Annotated in this window: 19 protein-coding genes; 1 reads left to right on the top strand and 18 read right to left on the bottom strand. The window is 54.3% G+C overall.

Annotated elements, in window-relative coordinates:
• On the top strand, nucleotides 1-786 hold the full coding sequence (locus tag J5W02_RS14645) for a hypothetical protein (protein WP_255575524.1): 786 nt from the start codon (nucleotides 1-3) through the stop codon (nucleotides 784-786).
• Between the two features lie 72 nt (nucleotides 787-858).
• Here J5W02_RS14645 and J5W02_RS03405 read toward each other — a convergent pair whose 3' ends face one another.
• From J5W02_RS03405 to J5W02_RS03320, 18 genes are all read right to left on the bottom strand, one after another.
• The gene (locus J5W02_RS03405; RefSeq protein WP_219964230.1) at nucleotides 859-1968 is read right to left on the bottom strand and encodes a phospholipase D-like domain-containing protein; all 1110 of its coding nucleotides are present in this window, start codon (nucleotides 1966-1968) and stop codon (nucleotides 859-861) included.
• A 130-nt stretch (nucleotides 1969-2098) separates the two neighbouring features.
• Nucleotides 2099-2320: a transposon-transfer assisting family protein gene (locus J5W02_RS03400; protein ID WP_219964229.1), complete on the bottom strand. Its 222-nt coding sequence runs from the start codon at nucleotides 2318-2320 to the stop codon at nucleotides 2099-2101.
• 1 nt (nucleotide 2321) lies between these two features.
• Nucleotides 2322-4769: a YodL domain-containing protein gene (locus J5W02_RS03395; protein ID WP_219964228.1), complete on the bottom strand. Its 2448-nt coding sequence runs from the start codon at nucleotides 4767-4769 to the stop codon at nucleotides 2322-2324.
• 83 nt (nucleotides 4770-4852) lie between these two features.
• Complete coding sequence (locus J5W02_RS03390) at nucleotides 4853-5155, bottom strand: immunoglobulin (RefSeq protein WP_219964227.1); 303 nt, start codon at nucleotides 5153-5155, stop codon at nucleotides 4853-4855.
• Nucleotides 5152-7212 carry a DNA topoisomerase 3 gene (locus tag J5W02_RS03385; RefSeq protein WP_219964226.1) on the bottom strand — a complete coding sequence of 687 codons (2061 nt, stop codon included), beginning with the start codon at nucleotides 7210-7212 and terminating at the stop codon, nucleotides 5152-5154. Before J5W02_RS03385 ends, J5W02_RS03390 begins: the two co-directional genes overlap by 4 nt.
• A complete protein-coding gene (locus J5W02_RS03380; RefSeq protein ID WP_219964225.1) occupies nucleotides 7193-7372 on the bottom strand; it encodes a hypothetical protein in 180 nt (59 codons plus the stop codon). Before J5W02_RS03380 ends, J5W02_RS03385 begins: the two co-directional genes overlap by 20 nt.
• On the bottom strand, nucleotides 7369-8079 hold the full coding sequence (locus tag J5W02_RS03375) for a DUF4366 domain-containing protein (protein WP_219964224.1): 711 nt from the start codon (nucleotides 8077-8079) through the stop codon (nucleotides 7369-7371). The genes J5W02_RS03380 and J5W02_RS03375 overlap by 4 nt, the downstream gene beginning before the upstream one ends.
• On the bottom strand, nucleotides 8066-8311 hold the full coding sequence (locus J5W02_RS03370) for a DUF4315 family protein (protein ID WP_219964223.1): 246 nt from the start codon (nucleotides 8309-8311) through the stop codon (nucleotides 8066-8068). Before J5W02_RS03370 ends, J5W02_RS03375 begins: the two co-directional genes overlap by 14 nt.
• Before the next feature lie 20 nt (nucleotides 8312-8331).
• A complete protein-coding gene (locus tag J5W02_RS03365) occupies nucleotides 8332-10059 on the bottom strand; it encodes a C40 family peptidase (protein ID WP_219964222.1) in 1728 nt (575 codons plus the stop codon).
• 35 nt (nucleotides 10060-10094) lie between these two features.
• Nucleotides 10095-12500: a VirB4-like conjugal transfer ATPase, CD1110 family gene (locus tag J5W02_RS03360; protein ID WP_219964221.1), complete on the bottom strand. Its 2406-nt coding sequence runs from the start codon at nucleotides 12498-12500 to the stop codon at nucleotides 10095-10097.
• Nucleotides 12400-12858 (bottom strand): PrgI family protein, encoded by a 459-nt coding sequence (locus tag J5W02_RS03355; RefSeq protein WP_219964220.1) that lies wholly within the window; start codon nucleotides 12856-12858, stop codon nucleotides 12400-12402. The genes J5W02_RS03360 and J5W02_RS03355 overlap by 101 nt, the downstream gene beginning before the upstream one ends.
• Nucleotides 12859-13269: a DUF3848 domain-containing protein gene (locus J5W02_RS03350; RefSeq protein WP_219964219.1), complete on the bottom strand. Its 411-nt coding sequence runs from the start codon at nucleotides 13267-13269 to the stop codon at nucleotides 12859-12861.
• 16 nt (nucleotides 13270-13285) lie between these two features.
• Nucleotides 13286-14095 carry a VirB6/TrbL-like conjugal transfer protein, CD1112 family gene (locus J5W02_RS03345; RefSeq protein ID WP_407928353.1) on the bottom strand — a complete coding sequence of 270 codons (810 nt, stop codon included), beginning with the start codon at nucleotides 14093-14095 and terminating at the stop codon, nucleotides 13286-13288.
• A gap of 122 nt (nucleotides 14096-14217) precedes the next feature.
• On the bottom strand, nucleotides 14218-14433 hold the full coding sequence (locus tag J5W02_RS03340; RefSeq protein WP_013485766.1) for a Maff2 family mobile element protein: 216 nt from the start codon (nucleotides 14431-14433) through the stop codon (nucleotides 14218-14220).
• Nucleotides 14434-14476: 43 nt separating this feature from the next.
• Complete coding sequence (locus J5W02_RS03335) at nucleotides 14477-16267, bottom strand: VirD4-like conjugal transfer protein, CD1115 family (RefSeq protein ID WP_219964217.1); 1791 nt, start codon at nucleotides 16265-16267, stop codon at nucleotides 14477-14479.
• The gene (locus J5W02_RS03330) at nucleotides 16264-16755 is read right to left on the bottom strand and encodes a PcfB family protein (RefSeq protein ID WP_219964443.1); all 492 of its coding nucleotides are present in this window, start codon (nucleotides 16753-16755) and stop codon (nucleotides 16264-16266) included. Before J5W02_RS03330 ends, J5W02_RS03335 begins: the two co-directional genes overlap by 4 nt.
• Before the next feature lie 36 nt (nucleotides 16756-16791).
• Nucleotides 16792-17004 carry a hypothetical protein gene (locus tag J5W02_RS03325; protein ID WP_219964216.1) on the bottom strand — a complete coding sequence of 71 codons (213 nt, stop codon included), beginning with the start codon at nucleotides 17002-17004 and terminating at the stop codon, nucleotides 16792-16794.
• A 1-nt stretch (nucleotide 17005) separates the two neighbouring features.
• A complete protein-coding gene (locus J5W02_RS03320) occupies nucleotides 17006-17359 on the bottom strand; it encodes a DUF7768 domain-containing protein (RefSeq protein ID WP_219964215.1) in 354 nt (117 codons plus the stop codon).
• Between the last annotated feature and the right edge of the window lie 50 nt (nucleotides 17360-17409).

Here is a 17409-nt window from a genome sequence, read left to right as displayed (position 1 = left end):
ATGTTCGCGTTCGTAATTTTTAACGGTGACTTCGATTTGCCGCAGTACCTTTTCGCTTGCTTCGCTGACTGCCGTGCCGAGGGCGGCGACGGTATCGGGCGTGTTGAAGTCGAAGATGCTCAGAAAATCCTCATGCTCAAAGTATTCGTCGGGTTCCAGCCCGCAGCGGGACAAAACCGCGTAGGTGATGCTGACAGAGGCGGCGCTTCGGAACTGTGCTCCGATGTTGAACTCATCATATTCCTCCAGAAAGCTACCGTCAACGATGTGAAGAATGTCGTACTGATGCTCCTGCCGATATTCGTTTGCCAACTGTCCGGCAATCTGCTCCAACTGGTAGGCAAGACCTTTTTCGCCGGAAACGGCATACTCCCGTTCCAGCGCTGCCGTAACCGCGTCCTCATGTTCCGGGCGATATTGCCAAAGATAAGGACGGCGGGAATTCTCACTGTCTCCTGTGTCGGAAATATCAAAGACGTACCGGATTCTCGGCTTGTCACCGGATGCGTCGATGAGCGCAATCCCTTTTCTTCCGCGCCGGATATACCGGCGCATTTTTTCGTTCCAGATTTCATAACCGGCGCAGGCCGTAGCGTCGGGGCGCTGGGCATAGATCATGAGCTGCTCATGGTACGGGTATTTGTAGAGCCGCGCGGCGGTTTTCAGAAAATCCGTCCAGCTTTCGTGACTGGCGGTGATCTGCGTCGCCGCGCGGTCGGCCATCTGTGCCAGAGCCTGCACATTACTCGGCATAATAAAAAATCATCCTTTCGGTCTTTTGGGTAAAAAAAGAACAGCCCCGAAGGCTGTTCTTTCCGTTTTGGTGACACGATCAAATTGAATTGTTATGACAACAAATCAGGTGTTGTCAATCTCCGGATTTACTTTTGCTGCTTTCCATCTATTTGTGAAACGTATAGCAGCTTCTAAGGCAGATAAGATTTTCTCAATTTCTGAAAGAAAGCCCTCCGATTCCTCAGAAAAAGCATCATGCAAAGAGGAGTATATTTCGGCCGCATTATCCATAGCTTTTTCAACGTATGTGCCTAATTTTTCGTCGTAGGCCTCTGATGCATATTCTCTTTCCATGATATCATTAGCTTCATCTTCTGTATTGAAAGCAACGAGTCGATACAGTGTACCGCCTTCGGAAATTGTTTCCTTTAGCCATTCAATGTCAAGTCTGTCAAAACGCTCTTTGAGTTGTTCAAGATCATCATTATATTCTTCGTCCTCTTCATCGTAAGTGTCATCTGCAGCTCCACATACAGAATCAAGCTCATCGAGATCTCTATAAAGTGCTTCAAGGTCGCTTACATCCATAAATACCGAGTCCGCCACAACCATTTTGGTTCTCATATAGTCTGTATACAAATCTTCTAGCATCTTACGATGGTGATGCTGGAATTTTGCATAAAGGGACAAAATAAAAAGCTGGAAGGAACTGAAATTCTCATCAAAATAAGATAAGGAATCTTTCCGTACCCTATCGAAGAACTCAGTATATAATTCCTGAATGAAATCTTTGTCTTCAATCAGAACTCCTGCCTCAATATTATCTTTGCTTTCATTAGAGTAATTTGCTGAACCGATATAAAGAATATTTTCCGTACCAATCAGTTTCGCGTGATTTTGGACATTGAATAACGGAGTAAACTTGCCTGGAAAATTATCTGGATTCAATTTTGAAATATAAATCTGGATATTCTGTCTTGCAGTGGAGCGCATTCTACGACCAGCGTCTGTATTATAATATTCAGTCATGCGTGAAGGCACATTTGTTATCATTTGAACATCTGCTTCTACGTTTTTCAGTGAGTCCAGAAGCGCATCGTATCGTTGATTCTTAGAGATGTTATACGTAATAATTCTGATGACTTTCGCAGTCGGAAAATCTTTAAGAACCTCTCTATAGTTCAAATCCCCATCGAGTGATACAAACCTTCCGCCATTAAACGAAAGTTCCATATGGTGGTTCCTCCTTGCCCGCATTGATGATCTAGATGGTCTACACAGCCTGCACACAATGTTGTCGCCAAATTCCTGTTTATCTATCAGTATAATGTCTATTCAAAACAATGTCACCATAAAATTGTATCTACTTTTCATTTTCTCTTTCAAAATTCGGGAGCAGGTCAAACTCGGCGTATTCGGTATTGCTCATATTCCGGAGTTTTTCCAGCGCGGAATCCGTTAGGGCCAGAAGCTCCGTTTCCTCCGCTGCAAGATAGCCTCGCATCTGTGTCAACTCTGTGATCAGGCCCTCCCGCGTCCCAGTATTGTAAATGCACATCAGATTGATTTCATCATTGGTAAACATATCACCGCTCCATTTCTGCGCCTCTGTCTGGCGCTGATTTTTTGTGCTCCCGGCTGACCGGCTGGTTTCTGAGCTGTTCCACGACGGATTTTTTCTTTTCGTCGTTTTCCCGCCGAGATGCCTCGGCAAGCTCAAGAAGAGAAATCGGCTGACCGTTTTTGGCCTGCTGCTCCAGTTCCGCGACGGTGGGATTTTTTCCGTTGTCGATGATGCCGTCGATCATGTCGTAATCGTCTTCCATCGACATTTCCGCGCTTTTCAGGTAATTTTCCGGTTCCAGAAAGGCCGGAATCTCTTGAAAGCCGAAGCTGTCAACGTAATGACAGGATACAACGCCATTCTGTTTGAGGGCAACGATGTCGCTGACGGACAGGCTCGGTCTGTGATAATCGGCGGGATGATCGTTGTTGAATCTGTCCCACAAGATGGCTAGTTTTTCCTCCGTATTGCCGGTATTGGTAAGCGGGGCGGTATAGGCAAGATCATAATTGCCGTGATCCACGGAAATGCCCTTGGATTCCAGCCAGCTCAGCGGCTCAAAGCGGATGTCCCGCAGTTTGTCGCCGCTCTTGACCTGATAAATGGCGAAAGCGTCCTGAGAAGTTTTCAGGAAAGCGGCTTCCCGCTGTTCCTGATGCTTCATCCGGTCCTCTATAGCGGATGAAAACTCCCAGCTTTCCTCCCATTCCTCGCGGCTAACGGCGAACAGGCCTCTGTGCGCCTGAATCTCATCCGGATCGAACGCCATGCTTGCGCCGCCGTCCCCGGTCATGTAAACGGTGAGGTCCTGTTCAAAAAGCTCCAGCGCCCGGTCTTTGGATAGCGGCAGCAGGTCTCCGTACAGATACCCGCAGGCTTCCAGATCGGCCACGGTCAGGTCCGAATCCGGCATGGGATATTCGTCGAGCGCCAGCTCCGGCGTGTCCGGCAGCATATCCGCCGCTTTCGGCTGGTCGGGCGCTGTCTGCACTTCCGGCTCAATTTGCTCATGGTCACTCAAATTATTTTCACGGATGTAATCCTGAACGTCCTGTTCACGCACGGCGGCAATATCACGAAGAATGTCAAGCGGAACCTTTTTCGAGGCCGCTGGGGTCAGGTGTTCAAGGGCAAGCGCCTGTTCGTAAGCGGTCGGGATGGAACTGACGCCCTCGTCGGCAAACCCGCTTGCCGTTTCCTGCAGGCTCGCTTTATCGTAAAGGGTATAGCCGTATCCGTCCTCATTTTCCTTCAAATAAAGATAGGCGGCGTTGTCCAGCAGATACACCGCCTCGGTTTCCCTCGGCGGGTAAATCTTTTCGATTTCATCCAGCCGCCGCAGCAACTCGCCCGGAGACGTCGCGTCCTCGATCTTGGCGGCATTGAGAATAGCCGCACGGGTATCTTTTCCGTAACCGCTTTTCAAATCTTCCACGGTGGCCGGGACTTCTTCCTCGATGGAATTCAAAGGAAACGGCGGCTCCATCACGGAGGCCGTATACTGATATACGTCCCCGGCAAACTGTTCCAGAACGGGATCATACTCTTTTAAGACCTCGCGAAAATTTTGGTCGATATCGGAAATCAGGCCGGAGGCGGTTTTATTGATCGTTTCCAGAGAAGCCCGCAGCTCCGGCAATTCCTTGTCGCGGCTCCAAGAGGCGATATAACCGAAACTGTTTTCACCGGTCTGGATGCCGTAATACTGACAGACGGCGTAGGAAACGCTCTCGGCCTCCACTTCTTCGGTGTGCCGGTCCTTCGGTTTGGGCGGTTCGGCGGTTTCATCACTCTTGGCAGCGGCAAGCCGGGCCTGTTCATAGTTGTGCAGCGTGGCGTGAGTGATTTCGTGGACGGCGGCGGAGACGGCCTGTACCTCGCTCATACCCGTCCGAATGGCGATGCGCTGGTCTTTTTCGCTGAAATAGCCGTCCGCATTCGGCTCCATCGCTTCAAAAGCAAGCGGAACGGGGGACGAACGCCTCAGCGCTTCTATGAAAAATCCAAACTGTTTCACATTCCCCGTGAGGTCGTTGGCCAACGTCGGCAGCGGCTTTCCCTCTGTCTGCGACACATCAAAGACCGCCACTACTTTGTACATGGGGATTTTGATTTCCTTTTCTTCCATGATGATGTTGCCGTCCGCGTCCAGCATGGGAACCTTAGTGTCGGGGTCGAGCTTTTCTTCCTCGATTCTCTTTTTGAACGGTGTGGGCGCGATGATTTTAATGCCTTTTTCGCCACGCATCACGTTTCGGCTGAACTGATCGCGCCATTTATTAAAGCCCGCAACCAAAGTTGCGTCGGGTTTCTGCATGTAGATGAGCATGGTATTGTTGACGGAGTAGCGGTGAAACCGGGACATGGTGCGGAGGTACTGTGCGTATCGGTCGCTCTGGAACAAGTCTTTGATGCCCTGCTCAATGCTGTCGGTGATTTCTTTCAGCCGTTCCTTATTTTTTTCGGCCATAGTGTGCTCCTTTCACAGCTTATAGAATTGAAAAAAGCGCGCCCCCGCACAGGCCGGGATAAACCTATGCGGGAGCGCGCTCATTATTCATTTTCGGAGCGTATGCCCCTGTCGGGAGGGCGTATTTTCGCTGTTTTGGCCCGCAAACTGTCGGCTTCGCGCCTCTTGTCGCTGTACGGTTCCCGGACGGAAACACAGCGTTTGGGGACAAGATAGCTGACGGCCCCGCGATGCTCCGGGCGCTCCGGTTTCACCTTGTCGGGGTATTTTTCCGAGAGCCGTTTGAGCTTTTGGATGAGTTTTTTATTGTGCGTGTAAACGCTGGCCGTCGCTTCTTCCTCGTTATAGCAGATGATCGTCTCCCGCTCATATTTGGTAAGTTTCATGATCCGCCGCGCTTTTTTGTCCCCGTATCAAAATCCAGCCTGAAATTGACGCGCTCCCCGGTATCCTCCAAAATCACCGTGGCGTCGTAGGTTTTTCCGGTCTTTTCTGAATAGCAGCCGGTGAGCCTCACGCGCCCGTCCTTCAGGAGCGCGGCGGCGACAGCTTTTGTCAGCGTCTTTTTCTTGGCGGCGAAAAACCGGTTGTCCTTCCATAGCCCAAACCGACAACCGTCGTTTTCACAGAAAAAGCCTTTCTTGCTTTCGGTCACGCTGCCGCCGCAGCGGGGACATTTGCCAACGCTCTCACGCCCGGAGGGGAACAGTACCTCCGCGCCCCTGACCGGCGTATAGGTTTGTATCAGCTCCCGGAGCATGGATGAAATCCCGTTCATAAAAGCGTCCGGTTCCAGTTTGCCGCGCTCCACCTGCTTGAGCCGGTTCTCCCATTCGGCGGTCAGCAGCGGGGATTGAAGCTGTTCCGGCAGGACGGTGACAAGCGACACGCCAATTTGCGACGGGATGAGGTTGACCGTTTTCTTGGTCTTTTTCCGTTCCACAAAGCCGGTGGCGACGAGCTTTTCCAGAATGGCCGCGCGGGTGGCGGGGGTGCCGAGGCCCTTGCGCTCCGCATCCTTCGGCATATCCTTCGCGCCTGCCGTCTCCATCGCGGAAAGCAGGGTGTCCTCCGTGTAATGCTTGGGCGGCGAGGTTTTTCCCTCCTTGACGGAAACAGAGGAAACAGGGATGTCCTGTCCCTCTGCCAGTTCCGGAAGGGGTTTGTCGGCCTGTTCCTGCAAATAGGCTTTCCAGCCCGGAACGAGGATCGTTTTGCCCTTGGCGGTAAAGCTGTACCCGCCGCAGTCCAGCGTGACGGCGGTTTCGGCGTATTGGTGCGCACTGCCGACCGCGCAGAGAAGCTGCCGCGAAACAAGCCGCAGAATTTCACGCTCCCCGGCGGGCAGCGCGGAAACATCCGCTTTGCCCGCGACGGAGGTGGGAACAACAGCGTGATGGTCGCTGACCTTCGTACTGTCGCAGACCTGACCGGCGTTGAGGTTTTCAGGAACATCCGTGCCGCAAATACCGGTGGCAGCGGTAGCAAGCACCGGGACGGTCCCTTCCATATCGTTTGTCAGGAACCGGCTGTCGGTGCGGGGATATGTGCAGAGCTTCTTTTCATACAGCGATTGCAAATAGTCGAGCGTCTGCTGGGCCGTGTAGCCAAGCAGTCGGTTGGCGTCGCGCTGGAGAGTGGTCAGGTCGTAAAGCGCGGGAGCTTTTTCGGCTTTTTCTTTCCGCTCCACGGCCCTGACGATAGCCGTTTTGCCTTTGCAGGCAGCGGCAATAGCCTCGGCCTCCGGCTTCGCTTTCAGCTTGTCGCCGGTTGCGGCAAAGGCACCGCAGTCGAGGCTGACCGTGTAGAACGGCTCCGGTTGGAACGCGGAAATTTCCGCTTCCCGCTGCACGATGAGCGCCAGCGTCGGGGACATGACGCGCCCGACGTTCAGGGTTCGGTGGTAAAGGACACTGAACAGGCGCGTTGCGTTGATACCTACCAGCCAATCGGCTTTGGAGCGGCAGAGCGCGGACTGATGCAGACCGTCGTAATCGCGGCCCGGTTTCAGATTGGTAAAGCCCTGCCGGATGGCCTCATCCTCCATGGATGAAATCCAGAGCCGTTTCATCGGTTTGGAGCAGCCTGCCATGTCGTATACGGTGTGGAAAATCAGCTCACCCTCGCGTCCGGCGTCGCAGGCGTTAATGACTTCATCCACATCGTCGCGGCGCATTAGGGTACGGAGAATACCGAACTGTTTTTGTTTATCACCGCTTACGGTAAACCGCCAGTTTTCCGGCAGAATGGGTAAATCCTCGCGCCGCCATTTGGCGTATCTTTCATCGTAGGCGTCGGCGCTGGCCAACTCCGCGAGGTGGCCGAGGCACCATGAAACGAGGTAGCCATTACCCTCCAGATACCCGTCGCCGCGCTGTTTCGCGCCGATCACAGCGGCGATACTTTGAGCAACCGAGGGCTTTTCACTGATTACAAGCCGCATTTTCATTCCCCTTTCGTTTCGGCGTGATGATAAGATCGCGGTAACAGTCACGGGAACGGTCAGGACGGCCTTTCGGCGGGGCGGGAGGCCGTTCCTCCCGCCTGTACCGGGGCTTTTGCACCATCATCCGCTCGAAAGGGCTGTCGGTGAAAAAAGTCATTCGTTCTCACGCTCCGTTTCACCGTCGGATGATTCGGAACCGTCTTTTTGCGTTGCTTCCTCGTCAGGAGCTTCCGGTTCATCATCCGGCTCGGATTCCTCATCCCCGTCCTCGGCGTAATCGTAATCATCCGGGTCGGGCTTGTTTTTGTCCTTTTTACCCGGCTTGCGGAATTTGAAGAACCAAATCGCCGCACCGGCGAGAACGGCCGCAAGCACGGCGACCGCCGCTATCCCGGCGCTGCTGTTCTGTTTTCCCGGCTGAGAGTTGGACGAAACCGTGGGCGTCGATACGGTCGGCGCGGAGGATGCCTCCGGGGTGGAAACAGTATTGGACAAAGAAGAACCGGAAACGTCCTCGTTGTCGCTCTTTGCCAGCGCAAGCAGGTCCTTGTCCGTCACGGCGTCAAGAAAATAGACGTTTTCGGCATCTTTCTGACGGTCGATAATCAGGTAAAAGACGTGCTTGCTCGGCGTGGTGATCGTGAAAAACTCCTTTCCGTCCTCGTTTGTCACATTGTCGATCACGGTTCCGGCCCCGTCCGGCGTCAGAGGCTTCATGGACGCCTCCGACGATGCCGTGCCGCTCTGCGCGGAACCGGTGCTGCTCGTCGTCGGAGTCGCTGCGAGGGCGTTGACGGAAAAGGCCGCCGTGCAGGACACGGCGGCCATCAGGCAAACCAGTATGCGGATTTTAGATTTCTTCATGATTTTCCTCCTGCTTATTCTGATCGGATACGGGCCGATTTTCGCGGGATGCTTTCATGAGCGCGGAGAGTTCCTCCGCTGTCATGCCCATGCCCCGCACAAGGCCGACAATATCGAGATTTTCCATCTCCCGGCGCTGCTTCTCCAGTTCCTTCTGCCGGGTTTGCAGCGCGGAGATTTTTGTTGCGTTCTTTTCATACTCGGCGTCGATTTTTTTGAATTTCAAATTCACGGTTGATTCCTCCAATCTGTTTATGGGTTCGGTAAACGCCCAAACGTGTAAAAATGGCTCTGCCAATAACTTGTTTCGATATTCGAGTAGCCGATGGGGTCCCCCGCCGCGAGCATCATACCGTTTCCGACGTAGATACCCACGTGGGACACGCCGGGAGTGTCGTAGGTCCCGGTGAAAAATACCAGGTCGCCGGGTTTGGCATCGGCAGGAGAAACCGGCGTGCAGATGTCGCAGAGGTCCTGCGCTGAGAGCCGCCCCACGCTCCATCCGCTGTGATTGATCACCCACGACACATAGCCGGAACAGTCGAACGAGGTTTTCGGGCTGCTGCCTCCCCAGACGTAGGGGTAGCCGATGTATTTCTGCGCCTCCGTCATCATGGCGGCAAACCGAGCGTCCGTCATCTCCTCCGGGGGAATGTCGTACTCCGTCGGCGTCTTGAGGGTGGATGCGTTCGGATAGGTTGACGAGGGGAACAGGTCGGGCCGGTTGCCGAGAGTGGACATGTACATCGAGTACACGCCGACCTGATCCTCGTTCATGATGGAGATGGGTAGATGGGACAAATCCTCGTTGTGCAGCTTCACGTTGCAGACGGTGTAAGTATAGGGGACCTGCCAGGTTTCGGTATGGGTCGTGCCGTCCGGGTCCGTCACCGTATCCGTTTCCGTGCGGGTTCGGGTTTCCGTCTCTACGTTCTGCGTCAGTTGACATTCTTTTGCAAACAGCGCGGAAAGCGTGTCCCGGACTTCATCCAGCGTCCATTCGCCGCCGTGCCACGCGGTCAGGATGGAAACCAGCACATACGGGTCATGCCCGATTTTATCGAGGCTGTAATGATATTCGTCATAGCCGGGGTGCTGCTCCTGATAATGGTCGATTTCGTTCTGAAGGTCCGCTTCCTTTTGGGCATAAGCGGCTTCCGCGCCGAGCATGGCGTCGTCCGTGGAAGGATAGGTGGACGCGGCGACGCCGGACAGCGCCCCTTCCAGTAGAACCGAGCTGGAGGACAGGACATTAAAAAGCAGAACCAGTACCAGAAAAACACCTGCGGCGATCAGAAAACCGTTCGGGTGCCGCGCGAAAAAAGCCGCCGCCCGTTTGCTTTCCCGCGCCGCCGCCTTTGCCGCCTTTGCGGTGTTTCCGGCGGCTTTCCCGGCAGATCCAGCGAACTGCCCGGTCCGTTTCGCGGCGGCGTACTGTTTTTTGACAGCCCGCTTCTGTCGCCAGTGGGCCAAAGGAATGCCGGAGGGCTGCGGATTGTCCCGCGCGGCCTTTTTCTGCAAATAACCGAGGTTGGCGCGGTCAAGCCGTTTTTCCGCTTTGGCCGATTTTCGGTAGGGTTTCAGCTTGTGGGAACGGTGGGCGCTGCGCATCAGACGCCCGCCCGTTTCAGCGGCTTCCTCGTTTTTGTGCGCGGCCTCCACTCCGACATTTTCATTCTCGGACTGCCGGATTTCCCGGTGGAACTGCATCAGAGCGGCGTTTCCGGGCGCATCCCGGACGGCGTGGGTGAGCTTGGACGGTTTTTTTTTGTCCGCTTCCTCAAAATATAAGCGCACCTTTGTTTTACCAGTGGGTTTATCAAAGGTGCGCTGCTTGCGAAGGACTTTCTTTTTCGGAATGTCTGCCTGCGCCTGATTAGCTTTCGCCGTAGCCCTGTCTACTTTCCAGATGGGCTTTTCTAGCGTGGGATCAGTCCGTTCTTCTTGCTTGAATTGCAGGCGGGGCGCTCGTTTTTCCATTCCGTATCACCTCCGATCCCGCTGAATAGGAGCACTCATGTTGCTGCCACTTCCTGCGGCTTGGTGGTCATGATACGGTACAGCTCCGTGTCCTTCGGGAAATGGTCGATAAACGGCAGAATGACGTTCCCGTAGAACAGCAGCCCTTCGCCCTCGCCGGAATGGGTAACGTAGGAAAGCTGATGGGGCGAAATGCCGAGCTGCTTGGCGAGAATCTGCCGGTCGCCGGACGCCTGATTGAGCATGTAAATGTAATCCGAGTTTTCAAAGATGTTCTCAATTTCCCGTGAGGAAAGCAGGTCCTTTATGTTCTGCGTGATGCCGGTCGGAATTCCGCCCCACTTACGGAACCGCTTCCAGATTTCCACGGAATAGGCGGCGGTCTGTTCCTCTTTTAAGAGCAGATGGAATTCGTCGATATAGTAGCGCGTGGATTTTCCAACGGCCCGGTTGACGGTGACGCGGTTCCAGACCTGATCCTGCACGATGAGCATCCCGATTTTTTTAAGCTGCTTTCCAAGCTCCCGGATGTCGTAGCTGACGACGCGGTTTTTTACGTTGACGGTCGTGCGGTGGTTGAACACGTTAAGGGAGCCGGTGACGTAGATTTCCAGCGCCGTGGCGACGTACTGCGCTTCTTTTTCGTCCTGCCGCCGCAGTTCGTTGTACAAATCCTCCAAAATCGGCATATTCTCCGGGCGCGGGTCACTGAGGTAATTCCGGTACACCAGCCTCACGCAGCGGTCGATGATGGTTTTTTCCACCGGCTGCAAGCCCTCTTTGCCGCCGACGATCAGTTCGCAGAGCGACAGGATGAAGTCCGATTTCAAAGATAACGGGTTTTCTTCCTCGGAATAGTTGAGGTTGATGTCCATCGGGTTGATATAATCGGTGGACGCGGGCGATATTTTGATGATCTGCCCATGCAGGCGTTCGATCAGCGGGCCGTATTCAGCCTCCGGGTCGCAGACGATAATGTCGTCGTTCGTGACGAGGAACACGTTGACGATTTCCCGCTTGGCGGCGAAGGATTTGCCCGCGCCCGGTGTGCCGAGGATCAGGCCGTTCGGGTTTTTCAGCAGCTTCCGATCAACCATGATGAGGTTGTTGGAAAGCGCGTTCAGTCCGCAGTACAGCGCCTCGCGCCCGGTCTGGAACAGTTCCTGCGTGGTGAAGGGAATAAAAATAGCGGTGCTCGACGTGGTCAGGCCCCGCTGGATTTCCACCTGATTCAAACCGAGCGGCAGGCTGCTCATCAGCCCTTCCTCCTGCCGGAAGTCAAGACGGGTCAGCGCGCAATTGTATTTCTGCGCGAGGGAACTTGCCTGAAACACGTTGTTGTCGAGCCGCTGCCGGTTCTCGGCCACGTTGAGAACGAGGAAGGTCACGAGGAACATGCGCTCGTTGCGGCTCTGTAAATCCTGCAAGAGCTTTTTCGCTTCCTCGCCGTAGGTGGCGAGGTCGGAGGGGATGATGTCCATGTCGTACCCGGAACGGATAGCCTTTTTCTGCTCCTGAATCTTCATGGAATCGAGGTCCGTGATTTTCCGCTTCACCGTCTTGATGGCGCTCACCTGGTCGATGGACTGGATGTGCATGGTGACGATGAGGCTGGATTCCATGTCGAGGAAATCGGCCAGCATCCGGTCGTTCAGCTCCGGTGCGAGGATTTGCAGGAACGACACCGCGCCTACCTGACGCCCCATGCCAAACTGATTCCCGCTTTTGAACTCAAACGAGCTGGGAGCGATGAAATCCTTGACGGAGAGGCCGGAGGGGGCCAGCCAGTCCCACGAAAAGCGGAACGGCTCCGGTGCGTCCATGCGGAAAATGTCGTGCAGCAGCCGCAGGCGGTCCGCGCCGTTCAGGGAAGCGGCTGTCACACCGAGATGCTTGAAGTTGTTCAGAATGTCGATCTCGATACGTTCCAGCCGGGGTTTGGCCGCTTTCAGGCTGTCCGCTTCGATGCCGAAGGTCAGGTACTTGGTTTTGATGAGGCCGTTGTTGCCTTTGGCAAGCTGATTCCGGAGCATTTCCGTGTACTCCGAGCGCAGACTGTCGAAATCGTCGCCCTGCGGCGGGATGGTGACGCTTTTCGCAAAGCTGTCCCGTGTTGCGGAAAGATTCAGGAACGAGAGCTGGAATTTGATGGAGCTGTCGAAATAGTTGAGAAAATCGCACCAGCCCTCGAAAATGGCGGTTTTGTCCTCGTTCTGGTTGAGCTGATAGTTGATGTCCTGAAACTGAACGGTTTTCGTGTAATAACTGTCGGTCACGCGGCAGATTCCGTCCGGGAACATCCGCTGAAACGGGATGCTGTCCTGCGCCGACTGCTTTTTCTTATCGGTTTGCCGCGCCTTTGCGACGGCGGCTTCGATCTGACGCCTCTCGGCGCGGGACAACGACCGTCCTGCGGCCGGTTTTTGCTTTTTTACTGACAATCCGACGCACCTCCTTGTCGAGTTTGCTTTGCCGCGCGAGCACGGCGTAAAAATTGTTGGTCTGATACGGTCGCTGCTTTGGGCGGAGAAGCAGCACCCGGGCGATGTTGCGGACAATTTTTTCCATCGGCAGGCCGTTTTTCTCATAGACTGCCGTCAGGAAAAACGGCAGCATGACGAGTACCATGCAGAGGGAAGCGCCTCCGGCACTCAGGCCCGCAGGCCCTTTGAGCAAAAAGAAAAGCGGTACGCCGATGAGCGCGCCTCCGCCGAAACAGATAAGCTGCCGTTTTGTTAAATTGAACAGGACCTTCGTTTTCACGGCGGTCAGGTCTTTGGGTACGGGAACATAAGCCATTTATCGCGCCTCCTTCGCTGGCGCGGATTTTTCACGCGGTTCAGGCGTAGGACCGGGTGCTTTTCGGAGCTGTTCCAGCACGGACGGCTTTTCTTTCCGTTCGTAATCCCGGAGCGCGTCCCGCTTGTCAAACACCTCGTCGAGCGCAAAGCTGAAATCGCTCAGATCCTCCGTGCGTTCCAGCCATTTGTCCGCGACCACCTGTAAAGGGTTTTCAAATAGGAGAAGATAGTCGATTTCCTCCGGTTCAAAGCCGTGGCTTTCGGTCAGATAATAATGGGCGTCCTTAATCGCGGTGATCTCGCGGGAACCGTCGATCAGCTTTGCCTTATCGCTGGATTCCCACGTTTTCCGAAAATCCTCAAGATTGGCGTCCAGTCGGTCAAGAAGTTCCTGTAATTTGTCCTGCATTGAAATATCACCTCCGTCAATGCGCGTTGAAGATGGATTTTGCAAGGCTTCCGGTCTTAAAAAGCGTAAAGCACAGCAGCACCGTGTAGCCCATACAAGTCCAGATTGCCTTGCTGATATCCGTGCTCACGCTGATGCTTTTTACCAGAACGGCATAAATCGCTACGCAGACTATGATGAGAAAGCCCTGAAATCCCAGCGCGAACAGGGAGCGCAGATAGTTCTGCCCCATGCCGCCCGATTCCCGGTTCAGCATCGTCGCCATCGGGATCGGCGCGATGGAAGTGGCTAAATAGATCTCGATCATCCTCCCGTACACGATGATGAAAATGCAGATCGTGAGCGCCCACATGGTAAAGCCCACGAAAATGCTCTGGAACCACAGCCCGAACAGGGGGCCGAGGTCCATGGCCATGAGCCGCGTCTGAAGGTTCGCCGTGACGGAGCTGATGTCGATGGACGTGTCGGAAACGATGATTCCCGCCGCGCTGTTGACCACGCTCTGCGCCACGTCGAATATGCCCATGACGATGTTCCATGTGTTGGTCACGATGAGGATGGCGCAGGCCGTTTTGAAAATCCACTTAAAGAAAACGGCGCTTTCAATATCGTGAAAATTGTTTTTGTCGGTGATAATCTGAATCAGCTCCAACGTCATGACGAACGCGAGAATCAGGCCCGCGATAGGCATCATGACGTTTTCGGACAGGGTCCGAATCATGTTGTAAATGCCGGTGTTCCACGCCTGCGGCGTCGTTCCGACCTGAGAGGCAATCTGCCCGACCTGACTGTTTACGTTGTCGAACATGCCCGACAGGTTGTTCATGATGCCGCCGACCAGTATTTCTTTCAGCCATTCGGTAATCTGCTGCTTGATGAAATCCAAACGGCATCAACTCCTTTCCCGCGCCCCCGTGAATGGGGGCGCGGAGTGTTTTGGCGTCGGCATCAGCCGAACAGGTTGGAGAGCAGCGGAACCAGCGTAATGCCGATCAGGGCAACGCCGCCGCCCGCCATAAGCTGTTTAATGCCTTGCGATTTCGCTCCCGGATTGTCGTTACCGTAACCTTCCAGAAGGTTGATTGCGCCCCAAATGGCAAGGCCCGCGCCGAGGGCAATCACGAGGGTCTGGAGAACGCCGATTGCGGAATGAAAGAAACTCATAATACTACCTCCGTTTTTTAAGTTGTATATATGAAAAAAGCCGCTATTCTGCGGCTTTCGGGTCCCCGGAGAGGTCAACGGAATACGTGTTGAACACATCGTCCGGTTTCGGTTTCAATTTGGTGGACAGAAACTTCTCAATATGGAAAGCATTGTGGGGATCGTAATCGGACAGGTATTTGTAGTTCGGATGCTTTGTGATGTCGTACTTGTCCGAAAGGAAGGGCCGGACGCCGCGAAGTTGAAGGATGCACTTGCCGCCGTCGAGGACGGACAGCTCATCGACCGAAGCTAAATCCTTCCCCAATTTTTGATAATTGAGGCTGTGGGAAACCTCGCGCCCCCGATTTTCTCCGGTATTGTAGGTGTCGATCGTCTCTTTCCCAAGCGATTCCGTCAGTTCTTTCAACGTCGTGCGTTCCTTACCGCCGAGGAAGATGGCGCTGTCGCAGTTGCCGATGATCGTGTCGGCGTTGTCTTTGTACAGGGCCTTGAGCTGGCTCTGCGCCTGCAAAACAAGGCAGGCCGAAATCTCACGGCTGCGGATGGTGGCAATCAGCTTTTCAAATTTGGGGATCTGCCCAATGTTGGCAAATTCATCAAGCAGGCACCGGACGTGAACGGGCAAGCGCCCGCCGTACACGTCGTCTGCCTTTTCACACAGCAGATTGAAAAGCTGCGTATAGGCCATCGAAACTAAAAAATTAAAAGTATCGTCGGTATCCGAGATGATGATGAACAGGGCGGTCTTGCGGTCGCCCAGCGTGTCCAGCTCCAACTCGTCGTAGGCCGTCAGGTCCCGAAGCTCCTGAATGTCGAACGGCGCCATTCTTGCGCCGCAGGAAATCAGGATCGATTTCGCTGTTTTGCCCGCCGCCAACTTATATTTCTTATATTGCCGGACGGCGAAGTGATTCGGATTTTCCTTTTCCAGCGCCTCGAACATGAGATCCACGGGATTTTTGAATTCCTCATCATCTTCCCGAACTTCTGAGGCGTTGATGAATTCGATCAGCGTGGCAAAATTCTGTTCTTCGACCGGGGCCTCGTAGTGGATGTAGCCGATGAGCGCCGTATAAAAGAGAGTCTCTGCCTTCTCCCAGAAGTCATCTCCGGATTTGCCGTTTCCTTTGGTGTTGGCAATCAGCGCCGTGACCAGCTTTAAAATGTCTTTTTCTGAGTGAATGTACGCGAAGGGATTGTAACGCATCGACTTTTTGAAGTTGATGGTGTTGAGGATTTTGATGCGGTAGCCCCTGCGCCGCAGGAGATTTCCGCATTCAACGATGATGCTGCCTTTCGGGTCCGTAACAACGAAGCTTGTCGGATAGTCCTTGGAATCGCACTGCATCAGGTTCGGCTTGATGAAAAACCTCGTTTTGCCGGAACCGGAGCCGCCGACGACCAGCACGTTTTTGTTCCGGGACGTCTTGGGGTCCTTCGGACGGCTGTTCATAGTAAGCCGTTCCGTCTGCGTGAGAATGACGTTGTTTTCAAAAACAGGATCGATGTACGGCCTGATATCCTCGGCCTTGCCCCAGCAGGCGCTCCCGTATTCCACGTTTTTGCGGAATTTCTTGGCGTTCCGGCCTTTGACGTGGATCGCCAGCCGGAGGGCGGCGGCGAGAAATACGCCCACGCCGAGGTCGGCCAGATAAAAGCTCGGCAGCGGAGAGGAAAACGCTGCGGTGAGGCCGTTCATCAGATGCAGGAGCTTTCCCGAAGCGTCCGTGTCTGCGGCCAGCCGCCACGCCTGCCCGAACTTGGTGGCAAACAATGCGACGAACAGGTAGGGCAGATTCATCAGAAGCAGCTTTTTTGTTTTTTCACTCATCGCGCCCGCTCCTGTTCCTTATGTCTCACCCGGTCAACGGTATTCGCCTTGACCAGATCCTTGAACTGACGGAGCCGCGAGAGGACGGAGGGCCTTTTCGCCCGGTTCACCGTTTTGGCCGTGAACTCGGTAAAAGCTGCGGTGAGCGCGTCCGCGTCCCGCGCCTTGAAAAAGACGAGATATTTTGGCGGCGACACGCTGCGGTCCTTTTTGACGGCGTAGTCCACGCCGTATTTCCGCGCCACGCGGTCAAAGGAACGGATGTTGCTATCGGTGATCTCAATGTTGGACACGCCTGCGTTCTGCCCGACAAGCTGCTTTACCGTCTGCCTGCCGTGTGGGATCACGGGACCGGCGCGGGCTTTCGCGTACTTCTTATCCCTGCGGTGAGCCAGATATTTGGTTATGGCCTCTTTGAGTACCCGGCCCGAGAGCTTCGCGCCGCTGATGATGAGCGTCACGGAGCGGTTTTCGATTTCTTCCTGCAAACAAAACACCTCCTGTCATGAGAAAACCGTCTTCCGTTACCGTTCGTCGTGGGAGGGCGGTTTTTTCTTTGCCGGGGTCGGTTTGCCGTCATTTTTCTGTTCCTCGCTCTTTTTCAAGAACGGGGTGAGGACGGTTTCCTTGCTGTCCATGTACATTTCCTCGGTTTTCTGCTGCGCCTGCTGGAGCTTTGAAATGGCGTCGGTCACGTCGTTGAACAGCGAGTGGTACATTTTCTGATAGTCCGGCACGTTACCTCTGCTCCTTTTCCCGGCCCTGTCCCTTGACGGTAAGGATGCCGTCCAGTGTGGTGGCCGTGATATGCAGCCGTTCCGCCGTGGCGATATCGTTTTTTACGGTTTCGTCCACGTTTCTGCCGCAGACCACCAGCACATGAGCACGGCGCAGAAAGTTGCAGGCAATGTCGATGCCGTCCTTGTGTTCCTGCGGAATGGCGTCGTTGAGGAAAAGCGGCAGAAACAGGACCGGGCAGATAGGCGAAAAGCCCGCGTCGTAGACCTTGCGGCAATACCCTGCCGCGTCCTCGGTGTTTTCCATTTCATCCGCGCCCCACGGGGCGGTGATGTATGCGAGGGGGCGTTTCATGAAACAATTACTCCTTTCTGATTTTTGTCGGTCATAAAAACAGCCCGCGC

Origin of the sequence: Caproiciproducens faecalis (assembly GCF_019448085.1) — a bacterium.
In the GTDB taxonomy this organism is placed as follows: domain Bacteria; phylum Bacillota; class Clostridia; order Oscillospirales; family Acutalibacteraceae; genus Caproiciproducens; species Caproiciproducens faecalis.
The sequence above is the reverse complement of the archived record's forward strand: the minus strand, read 5'-3'. Positions and strand labels throughout refer to the sequence as shown.